At 71.0% G+C, this 20523-nt stretch carries 20 protein-coding genes; 18 read left to right on the forward strand and 2 right to left on the reverse strand.

What is annotated here, in order from left to right; all coding sequences use genetic code 11:
• Positions 1-53: 53 nt before the first annotated feature.
• Positions 54-608 carry a hypothetical protein gene (locus ABZ956_RS22380; RefSeq protein ID WP_361896331.1) on the forward strand — a complete coding sequence of 185 codons (555 nt, stop codon included), beginning with the start codon at positions 54-56 and terminating at the stop codon, positions 606-608.
• 14 nt (positions 609-622) lie between these two features.
• Here ABZ956_RS22380 and ABZ956_RS22385 read toward each other — a convergent pair whose 3' ends face one another.
• On the reverse strand, positions 623-919 hold the full coding sequence (locus tag ABZ956_RS22385) for a ferredoxin (protein ID WP_361896334.1): 297 nt from the start codon (positions 917-919) through the stop codon (positions 623-625).
• A gap of 242 nt (positions 920-1161) precedes the next feature.
• Between ABZ956_RS22385 and arc the strand changes: the two genes are divergently transcribed.
• The 5 genes from arc (at position 1162) to prcA (ending at position 6871) form a co-directional block, all read left to right on the forward strand.
• Complete coding sequence (gene arc, locus ABZ956_RS22390; protein WP_361896337.1) at positions 1162-2928, forward strand: proteasome ATPase; 1767 nt, start codon at positions 1162-1164, stop codon at positions 2926-2928.
• Positions 2929-3235: 307 nt separating this feature from the next.
• Entirely contained in the window at positions 3236-4747 is a 1512-nt protein-coding gene (gene dop, locus ABZ956_RS22395) for a depupylase/deamidase Dop (protein ID WP_361896340.1), read from the forward strand.
• A 153-nt stretch (positions 4748-4900) separates the two neighbouring features.
• Positions 4901-5119 carry a ubiquitin-like protein Pup gene (locus ABZ956_RS22400; protein ID WP_361896342.1) on the forward strand — a complete coding sequence of 73 codons (219 nt, stop codon included), beginning with the start codon at positions 4901-4903 and terminating at the stop codon, positions 5117-5119.
• 105 nt (positions 5120-5224) lie between these two features.
• A complete protein-coding gene (gene prcB, locus ABZ956_RS22405) occupies positions 5225-6067 on the forward strand; it encodes a proteasome subunit beta (RefSeq protein WP_361896345.1) in 843 nt (280 codons plus the stop codon).
• 51 nt (positions 6068-6118) lie between these two features.
• Positions 6119-6871, forward strand: coding sequence for a proteasome subunit alpha (gene prcA, locus ABZ956_RS22410; RefSeq protein WP_361896348.1), 753 nt, complete (start codon positions 6119-6121; stop codon positions 6869-6871).
• Between the two features lie 51 nt (positions 6872-6922).
• Here the strand turns inward: prcA and ABZ956_RS22415 are convergent, their stop codons facing one another.
• Complete coding sequence (locus ABZ956_RS22415) at positions 6923-7903, reverse strand: LacI family DNA-binding transcriptional regulator (protein WP_361896422.1); 981 nt, start codon at positions 7901-7903, stop codon at positions 6923-6925.
• 275 nt (positions 7904-8178) lie between these two features.
• On the opposite strand from ABZ956_RS22415, the gene ABZ956_RS22420 reads away from it, so the two are divergent.
• The 12 genes from ABZ956_RS22420 to ABZ956_RS22475 all read left to right on the forward strand — a co-directional run bounded on the left by ABZ956_RS22420 (position 8179) and on the right by ABZ956_RS22475 (position 20396).
• Positions 8179-9447: an MFS transporter gene (locus ABZ956_RS22420; RefSeq protein WP_361896351.1), complete on the forward strand. Its 1269-nt coding sequence runs from the start codon at positions 8179-8181 to the stop codon at positions 9445-9447.
• Between the two features lie 9 nt (positions 9448-9456).
• Positions 9457-10818 (forward strand): Pup--protein ligase, encoded by a 1362-nt coding sequence (gene pafA / locus ABZ956_RS22425; protein WP_361896353.1) that lies wholly within the window; start codon positions 9457-9459, stop codon positions 10816-10818.
• A 167-nt stretch (positions 10819-10985) separates the two neighbouring features.
• Complete coding sequence (locus tag ABZ956_RS22430; RefSeq protein WP_361896356.1) at positions 10986-11966, forward strand: FKBP-type peptidyl-prolyl cis-trans isomerase; 981 nt, start codon at positions 10986-10988, stop codon at positions 11964-11966.
• Positions 11967-12030: 64 nt separating this feature from the next.
• Positions 12031-12402 carry an FKBP-type peptidyl-prolyl cis-trans isomerase gene (locus ABZ956_RS22435; RefSeq protein ID WP_361896358.1) on the forward strand — a complete coding sequence of 124 codons (372 nt, stop codon included), beginning with the start codon at positions 12031-12033 and terminating at the stop codon, positions 12400-12402.
• Positions 12403-12518: 116 nt separating this feature from the next.
• Positions 12519-13499 carry a WYL domain-containing protein gene (locus ABZ956_RS22440; RefSeq protein ID WP_361896425.1) on the forward strand — a complete coding sequence of 327 codons (981 nt, stop codon included), beginning with the start codon at positions 12519-12521 and terminating at the stop codon, positions 13497-13499.
• Positions 13500-13520: 21 nt separating this feature from the next.
• Entirely contained in the window at positions 13521-14483 is a 963-nt protein-coding gene (locus ABZ956_RS22445; protein ID WP_361896361.1) for a WYL domain-containing protein, read from the forward strand.
• A 35-nt stretch (positions 14484-14518) separates the two neighbouring features.
• Entirely contained in the window at positions 14519-14758 is a 240-nt protein-coding gene (locus ABZ956_RS22450; RefSeq protein WP_361896364.1) for a hypothetical protein, read from the forward strand.
• A 34-nt stretch (positions 14759-14792) separates the two neighbouring features.
• Positions 14793-14990 carry a hypothetical protein gene (locus tag ABZ956_RS22455; RefSeq protein ID WP_361896367.1) on the forward strand — a complete coding sequence of 66 codons (198 nt, stop codon included), beginning with the start codon at positions 14793-14795 and terminating at the stop codon, positions 14988-14990.
• Between the two features lie 244 nt (positions 14991-15234).
• Complete coding sequence (gene tatA / locus ABZ956_RS22460; RefSeq protein ID WP_361896369.1) at positions 15235-15516, forward strand: Sec-independent protein translocase subunit TatA; 282 nt, start codon at positions 15235-15237, stop codon at positions 15514-15516.
• Positions 15517-15578: 62 nt separating this feature from the next.
• The gene (gene tatC / locus ABZ956_RS22465; RefSeq protein WP_361896372.1) at positions 15579-16511 is read left to right on the forward strand and encodes a twin-arginine translocase subunit TatC; all 933 of its coding nucleotides are present in this window, start codon (positions 15579-15581) and stop codon (positions 16509-16511) included.
• A gap of 97 nt (positions 16512-16608) precedes the next feature.
• Complete coding sequence (locus tag ABZ956_RS22470; RefSeq protein WP_361896375.1) at positions 16609-17526, forward strand: diacylglycerol kinase; 918 nt, start codon at positions 16609-16611, stop codon at positions 17524-17526.
• 44 nt (positions 17527-17570) lie between these two features.
• Complete coding sequence (locus ABZ956_RS22475) at positions 17571-20396, forward strand: DEAD/DEAH box helicase (RefSeq protein WP_361896378.1); 2826 nt, start codon at positions 17571-17573, stop codon at positions 20394-20396.
• Positions 20397-20523 lie beyond the last annotated feature (127 nt).

The raw sequence follows: 20523 nt of genomic DNA on the forward strand, positions 1-20523 counted from the left end.
ATGGCACGATGCGGAAGATCCTCGTCCCCGCAGCTCTCACAGGAGTCGTGCGCGTGCAGCCAGCAGGACCCGAGTCCCACCCGCACTCCCGTCCCCGCCCCCTCCACTGGCTCGCCACCGCCGCGGCGCTGGCCGCCGTGCTCGCCGGCGCGGCCCTCGCCGGCCCCGGTGACGCCACGGCCACCCCGCCCGCCCCCGGGGGCGCCCCCGACGCGCTCGCCGCCCGCTATCCCGTCGACTGCGGCCCCGCCGGGGCCGAGGTCGTCCGGCACGTCTCCGCGGACCTCGACGGCGACGGGCGGGCCGAGACGGTCGCGGTCGTGCGCTGCCCGTCGGGAGGCGGCACCCGGCCCAGCGGGGTCCACGTCCTCGCGCGGCCGGCCGCCCCGGGGGCCGCGCCGCGCGTCGTGGCGACCCTCGTGGACGCCGGGCAGGGCATGAGCGTCACCGGCCTGGAGGCGGCCGGAGGGGCGATTTCGGCCACTCTGCTCGGCTACTCCTCCGCGCGCGTGCCGCGCTGCTGCCCGGACCGGCGCCGTGTGGTCAAGTGGCACTGGAGGGACGGGAAGTTCATCCTGACCCCGCAGCCGGCGGCGGGCAGTGTGTGATCCGTTACGCGGCGTTACTCCGCGTCCGGCCCGTAAACTTCGACCTTGTCCGAAACGCGTCGTACATGGATGCAGTCGCCCGGGCATTCCTTCGCCGAGTCCCGGACCTCGGTGAGCAGCGGCAGCGGGACGGGGGCGGTGGCACCCTTGTCCTGGAGCAGCTCGTCGTCGGGGCTCTTCACATAGGCCAGACCGTCGATGTCCAGCTCGAAGACCTCGGGCGCGTACTGCGCGCAGATGCCGTCCCCGGTGCACAGGTCCTGGTCGATCCAGACTTCCAGTTCGCCGAGTCCGTCGTCGTGCACGGTCATCTCGCCTGCCGTTCCCTACGTATGTGAATCAATTGGAGCCAGCACTGACGGGTGTTGACCGAGTCGACGATACAACCGCCCGCTTTCCGATGTTGGTGGGTGGGTATCCCCCTCACGTGAGGACGTGCGCAAGGGTGAAGATCGGACACACTCCGACCGGGTTTGTGATCTAGGGGTTTCAACCTGCACCGGCCCAGGTAGGGTCAGGAAGCGTCCAGCTCCCCTTGGAGGAGGTGAGGACCGTGGCAGCCCACGACGACGACATGAACCGCGGCATCCGGCCGGGACGAGGGTCTGACGACCCCGCGGGCCAGGTTGCCTATCTCGAGCAGGAGATCGCCGTCCTGCGACGCAAGCTCGCCGACTCTCCGCGTCACACGAGGATTCTCGAAGAGCGGATCGTCGAGCTCCAGACGAACCTGGCCGGCGTCTCCGCACAGAACGAACGGCTCGCGAACACCCTCCGTGAGGCCCGCGACCAGATCGTGGCCCTCAAGGAAGAGGTGGACCGGCTCGCCCAGCCGCCGGCCGGCTTCGGTGTCTTCCTGCAGGCCAACGAGGACGGCACGGCCGACATCTTCACCGGGGGCCGCAAGCTCCGGGTGAACGTCAGCCCGAGCGTCGAGATCGAGGAGCTCAGGCCCGGCCAGGAGGTCATGCTCAACGAGGCGCTCAACGTGGTCGACGCCATGGCGTACGAGCGCCACGGCGACATCGTCACCCTCAAGGAGATCCTCGAGGACGGCGAGCGCGCCCTGGTCATCGGGCACACCGACGAGGAGCGGGTGGTGAGGCTCGCCGAGCCGCTGCTGGACACCACCATCCGCCCCGGCGACGCCCTGCTGCTCGAATCCCGTTCCGGCTATGTCTACGAAGTCATCCCGAAGAGCGAGGTCGAGGAACTCGTCCTCGAAGAGGTCCCGGACATCGACTACACGAAGATCGGCGGTCTGGGAAACCAGATCGAGCTGATCCGCGACGCGGTCGAGCTGCCCTACCTCTACCCCGACCTCTTCAAGGAGCACGAACTGCGGCCGCCCAAGGGCGTGCTGCTGTACGGCCCGCCCGGATGCGGTAAGACGCTCATCGCCAAGGCCGTGGCCAACTCCCTTGCCAAGAAGGTCGCCGAGGTCACCGGGAAGCCCGCGGGGAAGAGCTTCTTCCTCAACATCAAGGGCCCCGAGCTGCTCAACAAATACGTCGGCGAGACCGAGCGGCACATCCGGCTGATCTTCCAGCGCGCCCGGGAGAAGGCCAGCGAGGGCACGCCGGTGATCGTCTTCTTCGACGAGATGGACTCCCTCTTCCGCACCCGCGGCTCCGGTGTCAGCTCGGACGTGGAGAACACCATCGTCCCGCAGCTGCTCTCCGAGATCGACGGCGTGGAGGGCCTGGAGAACGTCATCGTCATCGGCGCCTCCAACCGCGAGGACATGATCGACCCGGCGATCCTGCGCCCCGGCCGGCTCGATGTGAAGATCAAGATCGAGCGTCCGGACGCGGAAGCCGCCAAGGACATCTTCTCCAAGTACCTGACCGAGACCCTCCCGCTGCACGCGGACGACCTCGCCGAGCACGGCGGGTCGGCCCGGGCCGCCGTCGACGGCATGATCCAGTCCGTCGTCGAGCAGATGTACGCGGAGTCCGAGGAAAACCGCTTCCTCGAGGTCACCTACGCCAACGGCGACAAGGAAGTCCTCTACTTCAAGGACTTCAACTCCGGCGCGATGATCCAGAACATCGTGGACCGGGCCAAGAAGATGGCCATCAAGGCCTTCCTCGACCACAACCAGAAGGGCCTGCGCGTCTCCCACCTGCTCGCCGCCTGCGTGGACGAGTTCAAGGAGAACGAGGACCTGCCCAACACCACCAACCCGGACGACTGGGCCCGCATCTCCGGAAAGAAGGGCGAGCGGATCGTCTTCATCCGCACCCTGGTCACCGGAAAGCAGGGCGCGGACACCGGCCGCTCCATCGACACCGTGGCCAATACCGGCCAGTACCTGTAACACCGCCGTCCGGCTGCGGATGTCCCTGTTGTTCTCATCCCCCCGCCTCCCGGCGGGGGGAGACCCAGGGCGTCCGCAGCCGGACGCGTTTTGCCCCACCTGTGGGACGCGTACGACGACCTGTTCCACGCACCGCACGAACCGGAGCAATGACTGTAATGATCTCCCCAGCGCCGCAAAGCCGTTCTAGGCTCTTCGGTACCGCCGCGCAGCGCAGTGGGGGATCGGAGACCGGATACGGACCGGAAGCGCAGCGGTACTTGAGCGCCGACCCCACCAGGGGGCGCCGCCGGGCAAGGAGGGCCGCATGACCGTACGGCGAGTAATGGGCATCGAGACGGAGTACGGGATCTCCGTCCCCGGTCACCCGAACGCCAATGCCATGCTCACCTCGTCCCAGATCGTCAACGCCTACGCGGCCGCGATGCACCGGGCACGCCGTGCCCGCTGGGACTTCGAGGAGGAGAACCCGCTGCGGGACGCCCGCGGCTTCGACCTCGCCCGCGAGGCGGCGGACTCCAGCCAGCTCACGGACGAGGACATCGGCCTGGCCAATGTCATCCTCACCAATGGCGCACGCCTGTACGTCGACCACGCCCACCCCGAATACAGCTCGCCCGAGATCACCAATCCCCGCGACGCCGTCCTGTGGGACAAGGCCGGCGAGCGCATCATGGCCGAGGCCGCCGAGCGCGCCGCCCAGCTGCCCGGAGCCCAGCCCATCCACCTCTACAAGAACAACACCGACAACAAGGGCGCCTCCTACGGCACGCACGAGAACTACCTGATGAAGCGGGAGACCCCCTTCTCGGACATCGTGCGCCACCTGACGCCCTTCTTCGTCTCCCGCCAGGTCGTCACCGGGGCCGGCCGGGTCGGCATCGGCCAGGACGGCCATGAGCACGGCTTCCAGATCAGCCAGCGGGCCGACTACTTCGAGGTCGAGGTGGGCCTCGAGACCACCCTCAAGCGCCCCATCATCAACACCCGCGACGAGCCCCACGCCGACGCCGAGAAGTACCGCCGGCTGCACGTGATCATCGGCGACGCCAACCTCTCCGAGATCTCCACCTACCTCAAGCTCGGCACCACCGCCCTGGTCCTGTCGATGATCGAGGACGGCTTCATCGCCGCCGACCTCGCCGTCGAACAGCCCGTGCGCACCCTCCACCAGGTCAGCCACGACCCCTCGCTGCGCCGCCTGATCACGCTGCGCAGCGGCCGCACACTCACGGCCGTCCAGTTGCAGATGGAGTACTTCGAGCTGGCGCGCAAGTACGTCGAGGACCGCTTCGGGGCGGACGCCGACGAGCAGACCAAGGACGTGCTGACCCGCTGGGAGGACGTGCTGAACCGGCTCGAGCACGACCCCATGAGCCTGGCCGGCGAGCTGGACTGGGTGGCCAAGCTCGAGCTGCTGGAGGGCTACCGCCGCCGCGACGGCCTGGACTGGGACGCCGCCCGGCTGCACCTGGTGGACCTGCAGTACGCGGACGTACGTCCCGACAAGGGCCTGTACAACCGCCTCGCGGCCCGCGGCAGGATCAAGCGCCTGCTGGACGAGGCCGACGTGCTCCGCGCCCGTACGGCGCCGCCCGAGGACACCCGGGCCTACTTCCGCGGCCGCTGCCTGGAGCAGTACGCCGACGACGTGGCCGCCGCCTCCTGGGACTCGGTCATCTTCGACCTGCCCGGCCGTGACTCCCTGCAACGGGTCCCCACCCTGGAGCCACTGCGCGGCACCCGCAATCACGTCAAGGAGCTCCTGGACCGCTGTCGCACGGCGGAGGACCTGGTGCGCGTCCTCTCGGGCGGGTGACGGGGGAGGGTCTGAGAAGGGCGTGAACCGGGAATCATCACGGTGGTTCCGGGACGTTGTAGCAAGTGCAGGGCCTGTACCGGACCCTGCTTGTAGGGTCTGATCTTGTACGTCTCGTGTACGTGTACGTCGAAACCGAGCGGGGTGAGGGGTATGGCGACCAAGGACACCGGCGGCGGGCAGCAGAAGGCCACGCGTGCGACAGAGGAGGTCGAGGAGCAGGCGCAGGAGGCGCAGGCATCCGAGGACCTCAAGGAGCGCCAGGAGAAGCTGTCGGACGACGTGGACTCCGTGCTGGACGAAATCGATGATGTGCTCGAAGAGAACGCCGAGGACTTCGTGAGGTCCTTCGTCCAGAAGGGCGGGCAGTAGGGCGAGCTCGCCGTCCCGTGTCCCGGACAGGGGTGCGGGACGGACGTCCCGCCGGCCCGGCGGTAGGGTCCGGACAGTATTTCAAGATCTCTTCGAAGGAATCGCGTGGAAGCCAACTTTCCTGGTACAGGGCGTCTGCCGGCTGCCTTCCTGACGCCTGGTTCGTCGTCGTTCGTGGACTTCCTCGGCGCGCACCGGCCGGAGCTGCTGCCGGGCAACCGGCAGCTGCCCGGGCAGGGCGTCCTCGAGGCCCCGCACGGGACGACCATCGTGGCCGCGACGTTCCCCGGCGGCGTGGTGCTCGCCGGTGACCGCCGGGCCACGATGGGCAACATCATCGCGCAGCGGGACATCGAGAAGGTCTTCCCCGCCGACGAGTACTCGGCCGTGGGCATCGCGGGCACGGCCGGGCTGGCCGTGGAGATGGTCAAGCTCTTCCAGCTCGAGCTCGAGCACTTCGAGAAGGTGGAGGGCGTCCAGCTCTCGCTGGAGGGCAAGGCGAACCGGCTGTCGACGATGATCCGCAGCAACCTGGGCATGGCCATGCAGGGCCTGGCCGTGGTGCCGCTCTTCGCGGGCTGGGACGTCGACCGGCAAAAGGGCCGCATCTTCTCCTACGACGTCACCGGCGGCCGCTCCGAGGAGCACGGCTTCTCGGCCACCGGCTCCGGCTCGCTGTTCGCGCGCGGTGCGCTCAAGAAGCTCTTCCGGGAGGACCTGACCGAGGGGCAGGCCACCACGCTGGTCGTCCAGGCGCTGTACGACGCCGCCGACGACGACTCCGCGACCGGCGGGCCCGACCTCGCGCGTCGCATCTATCCGATCGTCACCGTCATCACCGAGGACGGATTCCGCAAGCTCACCGAGGCGCAGTGCTCCGAGGTCGTGCGCGCCATCCACGAGCGGCGGCTCGAGGAGCCCGACGGCCCGCGGGCCGCACTCCTCTGATCCTCCCGGTACCGACGGAACCCCACACAAGACAAGAAGGGACGGACAGCGGTGTCGACGCCGTTCTATGTCTCACCCCAGCAGGCCATGGCCGACCGCGCCGAGTACGCCCGCAAGGGCATCGCCCGCGGCCGTAGTGTCGTGGTGCTCCAGTACAACGATGGCGTTGTCTTCGTCGCCGAGAACCCGTCCCGCGCGCTGCACAAGGTCAGTGAGATCTACGACCGGATCGCCTTCGCGGCGGTCGGGAAGTACAACGAGTTCGAGAACCTGCGCATCGGCGGCGTGCGCTACGCCGACCTGCGCGGCTACACCTACGACCGGGACGACGTCACGGCCCGCGGCCTGGCCAACGTCTACGCCCAGACGCTCGGCGGGATCTTCTCCAGCGCGGCCGAGAAGCCGTACGAGGTCGAGCTGATCGTCGCCGAGGTCGGGCCGGGCCCCGAGGACGACCAGATCTACCGGCTGCCGCACGACGGCTCGATCGTGGACGAGCACGGTTCGGTCGCCATCGGTGGCAACGCCGATCAGATCAGCAGCTATCTCGACCAGCGGCACCGGGACGGGATGACCCTCTCGGAGGCGCTCAAGCTGGCCGTCGAGTCGCTGGCCCGGGACACCAACGGCAGCGAGCGCACGCTGACCGCCGAGCAGCTGGAGGTCGCGGTCCTGGACCGCAAGCGGCCGCAGCAGCGCAAGTTCAAGCGGCTGCTGGGGCGCCAGCTGTCCCGGCTGCTGGAGGAGGGCTCGGGGGCGTCCCCCGAGGCCGGTGCGGCCGGGGAAGCGGCCGCGGAGGAGTAGGCCCCGGTCCCGGACGGGCCGGCTGTCCGGCCCGTCCGGGCAAAGCCGCGGTCACGGAGCGGCGACCGCCGCCGACGACGCGCGCGGGATCAGCTCCACCGGCAGGACCTCCGTGGCGCTCGGCCGCCCCTCCAGGAACGACACCAGGGCCCGCAGGCCCGCCTCTCCCACCGCCTCGGCGGGCAGCCGGACCGTGGTCAGCTCCGGTTCCAGGGCCGTCGCCAGGGGCAGGTCGTCGAAGCCGGTCACCGAGACGTCGTCGGGCACGCGCAGCCCCAGCCGCCGGGCGGCCTTGCAGGCGCCGGCCGCCAGGACGTCCCCGTCGCAGATCAGGGCGGTCGGGCGGGGCCCGGGCCCGGTCAGGGCGCGCTCGGCGGCCCGGTGGCCGGCGCTCACGTCCAGCGCGGCGGGCTCGGTGCGCAGCACGGTGCCCTCCCCCTGGCCCAGGGTCTCGGCCAGGGCGTGCGCGCGGACCCGGAAGGTCCAGGAGTCGATGTCGGCCGCGATGTGCGCGACGTGCCGGTGGCCGAGGGCGAGCAGGTGCCGTGCCACCTGCCGCATGCCGTCGGCGATGTCGAGGTTGACCGTCGCCGCCGCCTCGGGCCGCTCGGGGTCGCTGTCGAGCATCACCAGGGGCAGGCCCCCCTCGCGGATGTCGGTCAGGGCGTCGGCCGCCATGGAGGAGGCGATGACGCCGTCGAGGGTGTCGCGGGCGGAGGCGAAGGGGTCGGGCGCCGGCCCGATGCCCTCCGGTGAGGGGTACAACACCACGCCCACGCCGTGCTCGGCGGCGGCCCGGGCCGCGCCCGTGTAGACGCGGGCGAAGAAGTCGTTGGTCAGGGCCGGTACGACCAGCAGCGCGGTCCGGGTGCGGCCCAGGCGCAGGTTCCGGGCCGCCAGGTTGGGGCGGTAGCCCAGCTCCCGGGCGGCCGAGCGCACGGCCTCGGCGGTCGGCTCGGAGACCCGGCCCCGCCACTTCTCGCCCATCACCAGGGAGACGGTCGCCTGCGAGACCCCCGCCGCCCGGGCCACGTCCCGGCTGGTGGCGCGTGCCGCGGCCGCGTGCCGCCCCCGGACGGTGGGCCAGCGCGGCCCGCTCGTTCCGTCGCCGTGCCCGACCCCGCGTTCGACTTCCGTCACCGCTGTGACGCCCCTCTCCGTTGCCGGCCGTGGTCTGCCGTGGCCGCGGCTGGACCCGCGGGCTGCGGCCATGGTACGTATAACGACGCTAGTTATACGTAAAACCGGGATGGCTCGGTCAAAGGTGGCCGGCCGGGGCGGCCCGGCCGGAAGACGAGAGGCGGACAATGGCGGCGGCGGGCGGCGGTTACGTCGAGATGCTCAAGACGCGGCACGCGGCGCGACTGCTCACCGGCACCCTGGTGGGCCGGCTGCCGAATGCCACCGCCGCGCTGGCGATCGTCCTCTTCGTCCGCGCCGAAGGCGGCAGCTTCACCCTCGCCGGAGCCCTCTCCGCCGTCTACGGCGTGGCCAACGCCGTCGGCCAGCCGCTGCTCGGCCGGGCCGTCGACCTCTACGGCCAGCCCCGCGTCATCCTGCCGTCGGCCCTGCTGACCGCGCTGGGCATGGGGCTCTTCACCATGGTCGGCCTGGACCCGCTGCCCCTGTCCTACCTTGCCATGATCGTGGCCGGTCTGTTCGCGCCGCCCCTGGAGGGCGGCCTGCGGGCGCTGTGGCCGTCGGTCCTGAAGAACGAGGACGACCTCCACGCCGCCTACTCCCTCGACGCGATCGCGCAGGAACTGATCTACGTCGTCGGTCCGCTGATCGTCACGCGCATCGTCGCCCTGTGGTCCGAGGCCGCCGCGCTGAACGCGCTGCACCTGATGGGCGTCGTCGGCGCGCTCGCCGTCGTCACCTCGCCGCCCTCCCGGAAGTGGCGCAGCGCGCCCCGCGAGGCGCACTGGCTCGGCGCGCTGCGCTCGCGCGGGCTGCTGGTGCTGCTCGGCACGTTCTTCTTCATCGGCTCGGCCCTCGGCTCCATAGCCGTCGCCGCGGTCTCCTACGGCGACGGTCACGGCGGCGGCAACGTCGCCAGCTACCTGCTCTCGGCGCTCGGCGTCGGCGCCCTGATCGGCGGCTCGGTCTACGGCGCCCGGCAGTGGCCCGGCAGCCCCGAGCAGCGCCTGCGGGTGCTCGTCACCGGGCTCGCCGTGCTGTACGTGCCGCTGCTGCTGGTCCCCGGCGTCGTCGCCATGACGGTCCTCGCCGGTGTGGCGGGCCTCTTCCTCGCCCCCTCGCTGGCCTGCGCCTTCGTCGTGGTCGACCGGCACGCCCCGCGCGGCACCGTCACCGAGGCCTTCTCCTGGCTGGTGACCTCCTTCGGCGTGGGCGCGGCCATCGGCACCGCCTTCGTGGGCCCCGCGGTCGAATACGGTGGCTCGACCGCCGGGTTCGTGGTCGCGGTGGGCAGCGGCGCCGCCGCCCTGCTGGTCCTGCTGATCGCACGGGGCTCCCTGCAGGCCCCGGCCACCGTGTCGACGGTCGTGGCCCGGTCGGAAAATGATCGGAACGGTGCTGTCGAACCCGGTTTCAGCGCAGGGCATCAGGCGTAATGTTCAGGCATGGACCGCCGCATTTTCGGGCTGGAGAACGAGTACGGCGTCACGTGCACGTTCAGGGGACAGCGCCGACTGTCGCCTGACGAAGTGGCGCGCTACCTCTTCCGCCGTGTCGTTTCCTGGGGCCGCAGCAGCAACGTCTTCCTGCGCAACGGCGCCCGCCTCTACCTCGATGTGGGCTCGCACCCGGAATACGCAACACCCGAGTGCGACAGCGTGACCGAGCTGGTCACCCACGACAAGGCGGGCGAGCGCATTCTCGAGGGCCTGCTCGTCGATGCCGAACGCCGCCTGCACGAGGAGGGAATCGCGGGCGACGTCTATCTCTTCAAGAACAACACGGACTCGGCAGGGAACTCCTACGGCTGCCACGAGAACTACCTCGTGGCCAGACACGGGGAGTTCTCCCGTCTCGCGGACATCCTCATCCCCTTCCTCGTCACCCGGCAGCTGCTCTGCGGGGCGGGGAAGGTCCTCCAGACCCCGCGCGGCGCGGTGTACTGCGTCAGCCAGCGCGCCGAGCACATCTGGGAGGGCGTCAGCTCCGCCACCACCCGCTCCCGCCCGATCATCAACACGCGGGACGAGCCGCACGCCGACGCCGAGCGCTACCGCCGGCTGCACGTCATCGTCGGGGACTCCAACATGTCCGAGACGACGATGCTGCTCAAGGTGGGCGCCACCGACCTCGTCCTGCGCATGATCGAGGCCGGCACCGTCATGCGCGACCTGACGCTGGAGAACCCCATCCGGGCCATCCGCGAGGTCAGCCACGACATCACCGGCCGGCGCAAGGTGCGCCTGGCCAGCGGCCGCGAGGCCTCCGCGCTGGAGGTCCAGACCGAGTACTACGAGAAGGCCGTGGACTTCTGCGAGCGCCGCGGTATCCGCACGGGCACGGTCGAGCGCGTGCTGGAGCTGTGGGGCCGCTCCCTGGAGGCCATCCGGGACGAGGACCTGGACCGGATCTCCACCGAAATCGACTGGGTGATGAAGTACCAGCTCATCGAGCGGTACCGGGCCAAGAACAACATCACCATGTCGCACCCGAGGGTCGCGCAGATAGACCTCGCCTACCACGACATCCACCGCCGCCGCGGCCTGTACTACCTGCTGGAGAAGCGCGGCCAGGCGGCCCGGGTCTGCAACGACCTCAAGATCTTCGAGGGCAAGTCGGTGCCCCCGCAGACCACGCGCGCCCGGCTGCGCGGCGACTTCATCCGCCGGGCCCAGGAACAGCGCAGGGACTTCACGGTCGACTGGGTGCACCTCAAGCTCAACGACCAGGCGCAGCGCACGGTGTTGTGCAAGGACCCGTTCCGGTCGGTCGACGACCGGGTGGAGAAGCTCATCGCCGGAATGTGACCCGTCGTAAGGGGGCACAGCGTAAAGAGGCACAGCGTAAAAGGCACGGATGTGCGCCGGGTCCACCGCGCCCGGCGCCCGTCCGTGTCGGTCGGGGTTGATCGGCGGGGCGCAGGCCGTAGAGTGACGGGCACTGCCCAGCGACCTCTATAGCCGAGTTGGACTTCATGAACCACACGAAGAACGCGCGTCGCCTCGCCGCGGCGTTGGCCGTGCCCGTCCTGCTGCTCACCGCCGCGGCGTGCGGGTCCGAGGACGGCGGCTCCTCCGACGCCAAGGTGAAGGTGGAGGGCAAGTTCGGGGAGAAGCCCGAGATCACCGTGCCGAAGGACGCCAAGCCCTCGGACAAGCTCGTCGTGAAGACCCTGACCGAGGGCACCGGCGAGAAGGCGGAGAAGGGCTCCTTCGTCCGACTGGACTTCGCCGGGCAGACGATGAAGGACAACAAGCCGCTCGGCGGCACCTGGGCGAGCCAGGACAAGGCGGCCGGCAAGGGCCCGCGCCGCCAGATGGTGCAGCAGCTCGGCCAGCCCAGCCAGGAGATGCCCGCCAAGGTGCTGGACGCGGTGGCCGGCCACAAGGCGGGCTCCCGCATCGAGGTCGAGGGCACGGCCAAGGCGCTGATCGGCGACCAGCTCAACCCGCAGGCGGGCGTCAAGCCCGAGGACGGCCTGGTGTGGGTCATCGACGTCGTCGGCGCCCAGAAGGTCGACGCGAAGAGCGAGGTCAAGGGCGAGCAGGCCAAGCCGGAGGCCGGTATGCCCGAGGTCAAGCCCAATGCCCAGAAGGCCGCCGACATCACCATTCCCAAGGACGAGAAGGCGCCGGGCGATCTCAAGGAGCAGGTGCTGATCAAGGGCACCGGCCCGGAGATCAAGGCCGGTGACGGCCTGATCGCGCAGTACACCGGTGTGAAGTGGGAGGACGGCAAGAAGTTCGACGCCTCCTGGGACCACGCCGGCGCCACGGCGTTCCAGATCGGCACCGGCTCGGTCGTCCAGGGCTGGGACAAGGGCCTGGTCGGCAAGCACGTCGGGGACCGGGTCGAGCTGGTGATCCCGCCGAAGCTGGGCTACGAGGGCCAGGCGCAGAGCGGCCTCGACAAGAACACCCTGGTCTTCGTCGTGGACATCGTGGGCAAGGTCTGACGGCCTGATCAGGTCTGCCAGAATTGCACGGTTGTCTGCAGGATTGATTCGTAGGAGCACGTTCGTGAACATCGAAAAGCCCGAGATCGACTTCCCGGAGGGTCCGGTTCCGGCCGACCTCGAGATCACCGAGATCTGGGAGGGCGACGGCCCCGTGGCCAAGGCCGGGGACTTCGTCAAGGTCCACTACGTCGGTGTCTCCTTCTCCACCGGCGAGGAGTTCGACGCGAGCTGGAACCGCGGCGGTCCGCTGGAGTTCAAGCTCGGCGCCGGCCAGGTCATCGAGGGCTGGGACCGGGGCATCCAGGGCATGAAGGTCGGTGGCCGCCGCAAGCTGGTCATCCCCGCCCACCTCGGCTACGGCGACCGTGGCGCCGCCGGCAAGATCGCCCCGGGCGAGACGCTGATCTTCGTTTGCGACCTGATGGGCCTCTGAGACACCCCGAACGAAGGCCGAGGGCCCGTGCCTGCCTGGCGCGGGCCCTCGGCTTTTGCCGGGGGAGCCCCGAGCGGTACGGTCAACGGTTGAGAGCACAAGTAGAGAGGGCGTCGATGGCGATCGCCAAGGCCGAGCGGTTGATGAACCTGGCACTGTGCCTGCTGGGCACACGCCGCCCGCTCAGCAAAGGGGAGTTGCGGGCCTCGATCGAGGCTTACATTGAAGCCGGAGCGGGAAGCACGGCCGGCGACTCCGGGGGCGAGGACGCCTTCAACCGGATGTTCGAGCGCGACAAGGACGACCTGCGCGAGCTCGGCCTGATCATCGAGACCGTCGAGGGCCTCGACGGCGAGACCGGCTACCTCGCCCGCCGCGACAGCAACCGCCTGCCCGCGATCACCCTCGACGTCGAGGAGTCCGCCGCCCTGGGCCTGGCCGCCAAGGTCTGGCAGCAGGCCCGCCTCGCCTCGGCCGCCAGCGGCGCCCTGCAGAAGCTGCGCGCCGCCGGGATGCCGCTGGCGGAGGACCCGTACGGCACGCAGAGCGCCCTCGAGACCCGCATCCCGGTCCACGAGGCCGCCTTCGAGCCGCTGATGCTCGCCGCCCGCGACCGCCGGCCCGTCGTCTTCGACTACCGCAAGGGCAACTCCGCCACCTCCGAGCAGCGCCGCGTCGAGCCATGGGCGCTGGAGTGCTGGCGCGGCCACTGGTACCTGGCGGGCTGGGACCGCGACCGGCAGGCCGAGCGGGTCTTCCGGCTCTCCCGGATCACCGGCAAGGTCCGCTCCCGGGCCCTGCCGTTCACCGCGCCCGTGCCCGACCACGTCACGGTGCGCACCACCGTCGAGAGCTGGGCGGGCGAGACGGCCACGAGCACGGCCCGGATCAAGGTGCGGGCCGGCCACGGCTATCCGCTGCGGGCCCGCGCCCTGAGCACGCGCGAGGCCGGCGACGGCTGGGAGGAGCTGGAGATCCCGTACGGGCACGGGCTGGACGCCTGGCTCGTGGAGTTCGGGCCCGACGTGATCGTGCTGGAGCCCGCCGAGCTGCGGGCCGAAGTGATCGACCGGCTGCGCGCCGTGGCCAAGGGCTGAGAGGAACGGAACCGAGCACTGATGGCCACCAACGCCATTGACCAGACCCGGCGGATGCTGTCGCTGGTCACCTATCTGCGCGAACGCCCCGGCGCCCGGGTCACCGACGTGGCCCGCGCCTTCGGCATCACCGAGGACGAGCTGATCGGCGACCTCGATGTGCTGCCCATGTGCGGCACCAGCTTCCGGGGCGGTGACCTGCTGGACATCGACACCGACGGCGACCGCATCTGGTGGCACAACCCCGACGCCTCCGGCACCAGCACCGGCGAGCCGCTGCGGCTCGCCGCCGACGAGGCCACCGCCCTGCTGGTGGCCGCCCGTGCCGTGGCGACCCTGCCCGGGCTGCGCGAGAGCGACCGGCAGGCGCTGGTGCGCGCCACCGCCAAGATCGAGGCCGCGGCCGGCGAGGCGGCGGGCGCCAGCTCCCGGCTCTCGGTGACCTTCGAGTCCGAGGGCGGGGTCTTCGCCGACGTCGACCGGGCCATCTCCGAGCGCCGCCGCGTCTGGCTGCGCTACTACTCGCCCGCACGCGACGAGCTGACCGAGCGTGAGGTCGACCCGATCCGGCTCTTCGCCGTGGGCCACACCTATATGGAGGCGTGGTGCCGGCTGTCCGAGGCGCGGCGCACCTTCCGCCTGGACCGGGTGGCCGAGATCCGCATCCTGGACGAGCCCTCCGACCCGCCCCCCGTCGAGCTGCGCGACCTGTCCGAGGGGCTGGTGCAGCCGGCCGCCGAGGACCCCGAGGTCGTCATCGAGGTGGGCCCCGGTGGCCGCTGGGTCGCCGAGTACTACCCGCACGACCGGGCCGAGGAGCTGCCCGACGGCGGCCTGCGGATCACACTGCGCACCCCGGACCCGGCCTCGCTGCGCCGGCTGGCGCTGCGGCTCGGCCGGGACGGGCGGATCGCCGCTCCGGCCCAGGTGGCCGACAGCGCACGGGACGCCGCCCGCGAGGCCCTCGCGGCATACGGAGAGTGAAGGGGAACCGGACAGTGGAATGGGCAGGGGACGTGATGGGCGCGAGGACGACCGCCGGCGCGGTCTTCAAGGCCGCGTGCCCGGACTGCCGCGGCTGCTTCGAGCTGGCCGCGGGAGCGCTGCGGCTGGCGATCGGCGCCAGCGATCGCACCACCTTCTACTCCTTCACCTGCCCCGACTGTGGCTCCGCGGTCCGTAAGCCGGCGGGGGAGCGGATCGTGGAGCTGCTGACGGGCGGCGGGGTGCGCACCCTGCGGCTGCACATCACCGCCTGACCACCGCCCGCCCCGTCCCCGATAGGCTCGCCCCATGTTCTGGCCCATGCTCGCCATCGCCCTCGGCTTCTGCGGCCTCGCCGTGCTCGCCGTGCTCGCCGCGCGCGTCTTCGTCGAGACCCGGCGGCTGGCCCGGCAGGTGGCCGAGGCCTCGCGGCGCGTCACCGCGGCCGCCGAGGACCTGGAGCGGGCGGCCACGCCGCTCGCCGCGCACGCCCCGCGCCGGGGCTGAAGCGGCGGGCCCGCACCGTCCGTCGTCCGGGCTCCGGTGCCCTGCTGGCCTTGTGGGGTGGACGGTACGCTGGTCGGGGTGGCCCTGTTGACGAGGCGGAGGGTCGCGACTGGGAGTATGCACAGGGATTGCCCAGCGTTTACCCCTGCGCGTTACGATCGCTGCCGTACGGCTGATGGACATATGTCCGATCAGCCGGTCAGCTGCCCCACACCCATCCCGCTTCGGTGAGAAGGTAAACCACATGTTCGGACGGCTCGGCCCCACCGAGATCATCCTCATTCTTGTCGTCATCGTCCTGCTGTTCGGTGCGAAGAAGCTTCCGGACATGGCGCGCGCCCTCGGCAAGTCCGCCCGCATCCTCAAGAGCGAGGCCAAGGCGATGAAGACCGAGGGCCAGGACAACGCCTCGGCCCCCGCCGACCCGCCCGCCGAGCAGGCCCCCCGTACGATCAAGGCCGCGCCCGGCGATGTGACCTCCCGTCCGGTCGGCGAGCCGAGCGACCGTACGACCCAGCAGCGCTGACCCAGGACAGACTGAGGCGGTCGCCGACGGCGTCCGCCTGCCGCACGAGATAGGGACGTGGGTTGCTCAAGTCTGCCCGGAAGAAGGAGAAGGACCCCGAGGGGCGGATGCCGCTCGCCGAGCACCTTCGCGAGCTGCGCAACCGGTTGGCGAAGTCCGTGCTCGCCATCGTGGTCGTCGCCGTCGTCGCGGCCTTCTACTACAGGGACATCATCGAGGTCTTCAAGCACCCGATCCAGGACGCGATCGGCTGCAAGGTCTCCTTCGCGGAACTCGCGAACAAGGACAGCCGGGCGAACTGCGGCAGCATCACCATGTCGGGCCTCGTCGGCCCGTTCACCCTGATGGTGAAGGTCTCGCTGGTCTCCGGCGTCGTGCTGGCCACCCCCGTGTGGCTCTACCAGCTGTGGGCGTTCCTCGCGCCCGGGCTGCACAGGAACGAGAAGAAGTACGCGCTCGGCTTCGTCGCCGCGGGCGTGCCGCTGTTCGCCGCGGGCGGCTGGTTCGCGTACAAGATCCTCCCGTCGGCCGCCAAGGTCCTCATCGACTTCACGCCGGACGGCGTCAACAACCTGCTGCCGCTCGACGAGCTCATCGACCTCGTCACCCGGCTGGTGGTCGTCTTCGGGCTCTCCTTCGAGCTGCCGCTGCTGCTGATGATGCTCAACTTCGGCGGGGTGCTCACCGGCCGGCGCATGCTGGGCTGGTGGCGCGGCATGATCATGGGCGTCACGGTCTTCGCGGCCGTGGCCACGCCGACCGTGGACCCCTTCTCGATGTTCCTGCTGGCCGGCCCGATCATCCTGCTGTACTTCATCGCCGTCGGCGTCGCGCTCCTGAACGACAAGCGCAAGCGGGAGGCGAACCCCGACCGGCTGCTCTCCGACGACGAGGCGGCCCCGCTGGACCTCACCCCGCACCCCGTCGGCGACAGCGAGCCCATGCCGGCCCTGCCGGAGCAGGGCCACCGCGCCGGCTACGACGACGTGACGTGATTCCCTGACGTTCGTCACCGATGCGGGGCGGTCGCCGGAAACGGCGGCCGCCCCCGTCGTGTTCATGGCGACTTGCCGCACCCGGTAGTGTCCCCGCGTGACTAGCGACATCACGTTATTCGTCAACCCCTCGGCCGGCCGGGGACGCGGCGCCCACGCCGCCCAGCCCGCCGCCCGGGTCCTGCGCGATGCCGGGTTCTCCGTCCGTACGGTCGTGGGCACGGACGCCGCCGACGCCCTGCGCCGGGCGCGCGAGGCCGTGGCCGGCGGCACCGGCGCGCTGATCGCCGTCGGCGGGGACGGCATGACCTCGCTGGCGCTGCAGGCCGTGGCCGGGACGCGGACCCCGCTCGGCGTGGTGGCCGTCGGCACCGGCAACGACTTCGCCCGCGCCGCCGCCCTGCCCGTCCGCGACCCCGTCGCGGCCGCCCGGGTCGTCGCCGGGGCCCTCAAGGGCGACGGCGGCCGGGCCGTGGACCTCGGCAGGGTGGGCCACACCTGGTTCGGCACCGTCCTCGCCTCCGGCTTCGACTCACGGGTCAACGACCGGGGCAACCGGATGCGCTTCCCCACCGGGCGGCTGCGCTACGACCTGGCCATGCTCGCCGAGCTGGCCGCGCTGCACACCGTCCCGTACCGCCTGCGGCTCGACGACGGGCCCGTAAGGTGCGTCGAGGCGACGCTGGTGGCGGTCGGCAACGGCGGCTCCTACGGCGGCGGCATGCGCATCTGCGGCCAGGCCCGGCTCGACGACGGGCTCTTCGACGTCACCGTCGTCGGCCCCTGCCGCCGCTCGACGCTGCTCAGGGTCTTCCCGAAGGTCTACCGGGGCACCCACCTCGGCCACCCGCGCGTGACCACCTACCGTGCGGCGAAGGTGACGCTGGAGGTGGACCCCCGGGCGGCGGCGGAGGCCGGGATCGTCACCGGCTACGCGGACGGCGAGCGGCTCGGCCCGCTGCCGCTCACGGCCGAGACCGTGCCCGCGGCCGTACGGCTCCTGGGAGCTCGATAAAGATCGGGTGGCTGTCGGAGGTCCCCGGTAGGCTCGTAGACAAGATGACCGAGGACATGTCCCCTGCTGAGCGCTATGCCCTGGCACGGCACCGCGCCGCGGAGCAGGCCACCGCGCTCGCCCCCTTCCGCGAGATGTACGACTTCGAGCTCGACCCCTTCCAGATAGAGGCCTGCCGGGCCCTGGAAGCCGGCAAGGGGGTCCTGGTCGCGGCGCCGACCGGCTCCGGAAAGACCATCGTGGGCGAGTTCGCCGTCCACCTGGCCCTCACCCAGGGCCGCAAGTGCTTCTACACCACGCCCATCAAGGCGCTGTCGAACCAGAAGTACAGCGATCTCGTCAGGCGCTACGGCGCCGCCAAGGTCGGCCTGCTGACCGGCGACAACAGCGTCAACCCCGACGCCCCGGTGCTCGTGATGACCACCGAGGTCCTGCGCAACATGCTCTACGCCGGCTCCCAGGCCCTCATAGGCCTCGGCTACGTGGTCATGGACGAGGTGCACTACCTCTCCGACCGCTTCCGCGGCGCCGTCTGGGAGGAGGTCATCATCCACCTCCCGGACTCGGTGACCCTGGTCTCCCTGTCGGCCACCGTCTCCAACGCCGAGGAGTTCGGCGACTGGCTGGACACCGTGCGCGGCGACACCGAGGTGATCGTCTCCGAGGAGCGGCCCGTCCCGCTGTGGCAGCACGTGCTGGCCGGCCGGCGGATGTACGACCTCTTCGAGGAGCGCAGCGACCACGGCGGCCGCGGCGCCGCCCGGCGCGAGGTCAACCCCGACCTGCTGCGCATGGCCCGCATGGAGAACAGCCGCACCTACAACCCGCGCGAGCGCCGCCGCGGCAAGATGGTGCGCGAGGCGGACCGCGAGCGCGAGCGCCGCCAGCGCAGCCGGATCTGGACGCCCAGCCGCGTCGAGGTCATCGAGCGCCTGGACGCCGAGGGCCTGCTGCCCGCCATCACCTTCATCTTCAGCCGGGCCGGCTGCGAGGCCGCCGTCCAGCAGTGCCTCTACGCCGGCCTGCGGCTCAACGACGACGAGGCCCGCGCCAAGGTCCGGGAGATCGTCGAGGAGCGCACCGCCCCCATCCCCGACGAGGACCTGCACGTCCTGGGCTACTTCGAGTGGCTGGAGGGCCTGGAGCGGGGCATCGCCGCGCACCACGCCGGGATGCTGCCGACCTTCAAGGAGGTCGTGGAGGAGCTCTTCGTCAAGGGCCTGGTCAAGGCCGTCTTCGCCACCGAGACCCTCGCCCTGGGCATCAACATGCCCGCCCGCTCCGTGGTGCTCGAGAAGCTGGTGAAGTGGAACGGCGAACAGCACGCCGACATCACCCCCGGCGAGTACACCCAGCTCACCGGCCGCGCCGGGCGGCGCGGCATCGACGTCGAGGGCCACGCCGTCGTGCTCTGGCAGCGCGCCATGGACCCCGGCGCCCTGGCCGGCCTGGCCGGCACCCGCACGTACCCGCTGCGCTCCAGCTTCAAGCCGTCGTACAACATGGCGGTCAATCTGGTCTCCCAGTTCGGGCGGCACCGCTCGAGGGAGCTGCTGGAGACCTCGTTCGCCCAGTTCCAGGCGGACAAGTCGGTCGTCGGCATCTCGCGCCAGGTACAGAAGAACGAGGAGGGCCTGGCCGGCTACCGCGAGGCCATCGAGTGCCACCTGGGCGACTTCGACGAGTACGCCCGGCTGCGCCGTGAGCTGAAGGACCGGGAGACCGAGCTGGCCAAGCAGGGCGCCGTGCAGCGGCGGGCCGCCGCCGCGGCCGCCCTGGAGCGGCTCAAGCCCGGCGACGTCATCCACGTGCCGACCGGCAAGTTCGCCGGCCTGGCGCTGGTGCTGGACCCCGGCCTGCCCGCCGGCCGCACCGACCGCCACCGCGGCTTCGACCACTACGACGGGCCGCGCCCGCTGGTCCTCACCGCCGAGCGGCAGGTCAAGCGGCTCGCCGCCATCGACTTCCCCGTCCCGGTGGAACCGCTGGAGCGGATGCGCATCCCCAAGTCCTTCAACCCGCGCAGCCCCCAGTCGCGCCGCGACCTCGCCTCCGCGCTGCGCACCAAGGCCGGCCACATCGAGCCCGACCGGCACCGCAAGTCGCGGGCCGCTGCGGCCGACGACACCGAGATCGCCCGGCTGCGGGCCGCACTGCGCGCGCACCCCTGCCACGGCTGCGACGAGCGCGAGGACCACGCCCGCTGGGCGGAGCGCTACCACCGGCTGCAGCGCGACACGCGTCAGCTGGAGCGGCGCATCGAGGGCCGTACGAACACCATCGCGCGCACCTTCGACCGCATCTGCGCGCTGCTGACCGAGCTCGACTACCTGCGGGCGGACGAGGTCACCGACAACGGCCGCCGGCTGGCCCGTCTCTACGGCGAGCTGGACCTGCTGGCCTCCGAATGCCTGCGCGAGGGCGTCTGGGACGGCCTCAAGCCGGCGGAGCTGGCCGCGTGCGCGTCGGCGCTGGTGTACGAGGCCCGGGCCGCCGACGACGCGGTGGCGCCGAAGCTGCCCACGGGCGCGGCCAAGGAGGCGCTCGCCGAGATGGTCCGCATCTGGGGCCGGCTGGACGCCCTGGAGGAGGAACACAAGATCAACCAGGCCGAGGGCGTCGGCCAGCGCGAGCCCGACCTCGGCTTCGCCTGGCCCGCCTACCGGTGGGCGTCGGGGCACGGCCTCGACGAGGTGCTGCGGGAGATCGACATGCCGGCGGGCGACTTCGTGCGCTGGTCGAAGCAGCTGATCGACGTGCTCGGTCAGATCGCGGCGGCGGCGCCGGCCGGTAGTCCTGTCGCGCGGAACGCGCGCCGCGCGGTGGACGGTCTGCTGCGTGGGGTCGTGGCGTACTCGTCGGTGGGCTGAGCGCCGTAACCGGGGCTCTGCCCCGGACCCCGGTCCTCAATCGCCGGACGGGCTGATTTTCAGCCCGTCCGGCGCTTGAGGATAAAGAGGGCAAAGGTGACCGGCGGTGCCGTCACCGCGTCAGCCC

It is taken from the genome of Streptomyces sp. NPDC046261 (assembly GCF_040646235.1).
GTDB lineage: Bacteria > Actinomycetota > Actinomycetes > Streptomycetales > Streptomycetaceae > Streptomyces.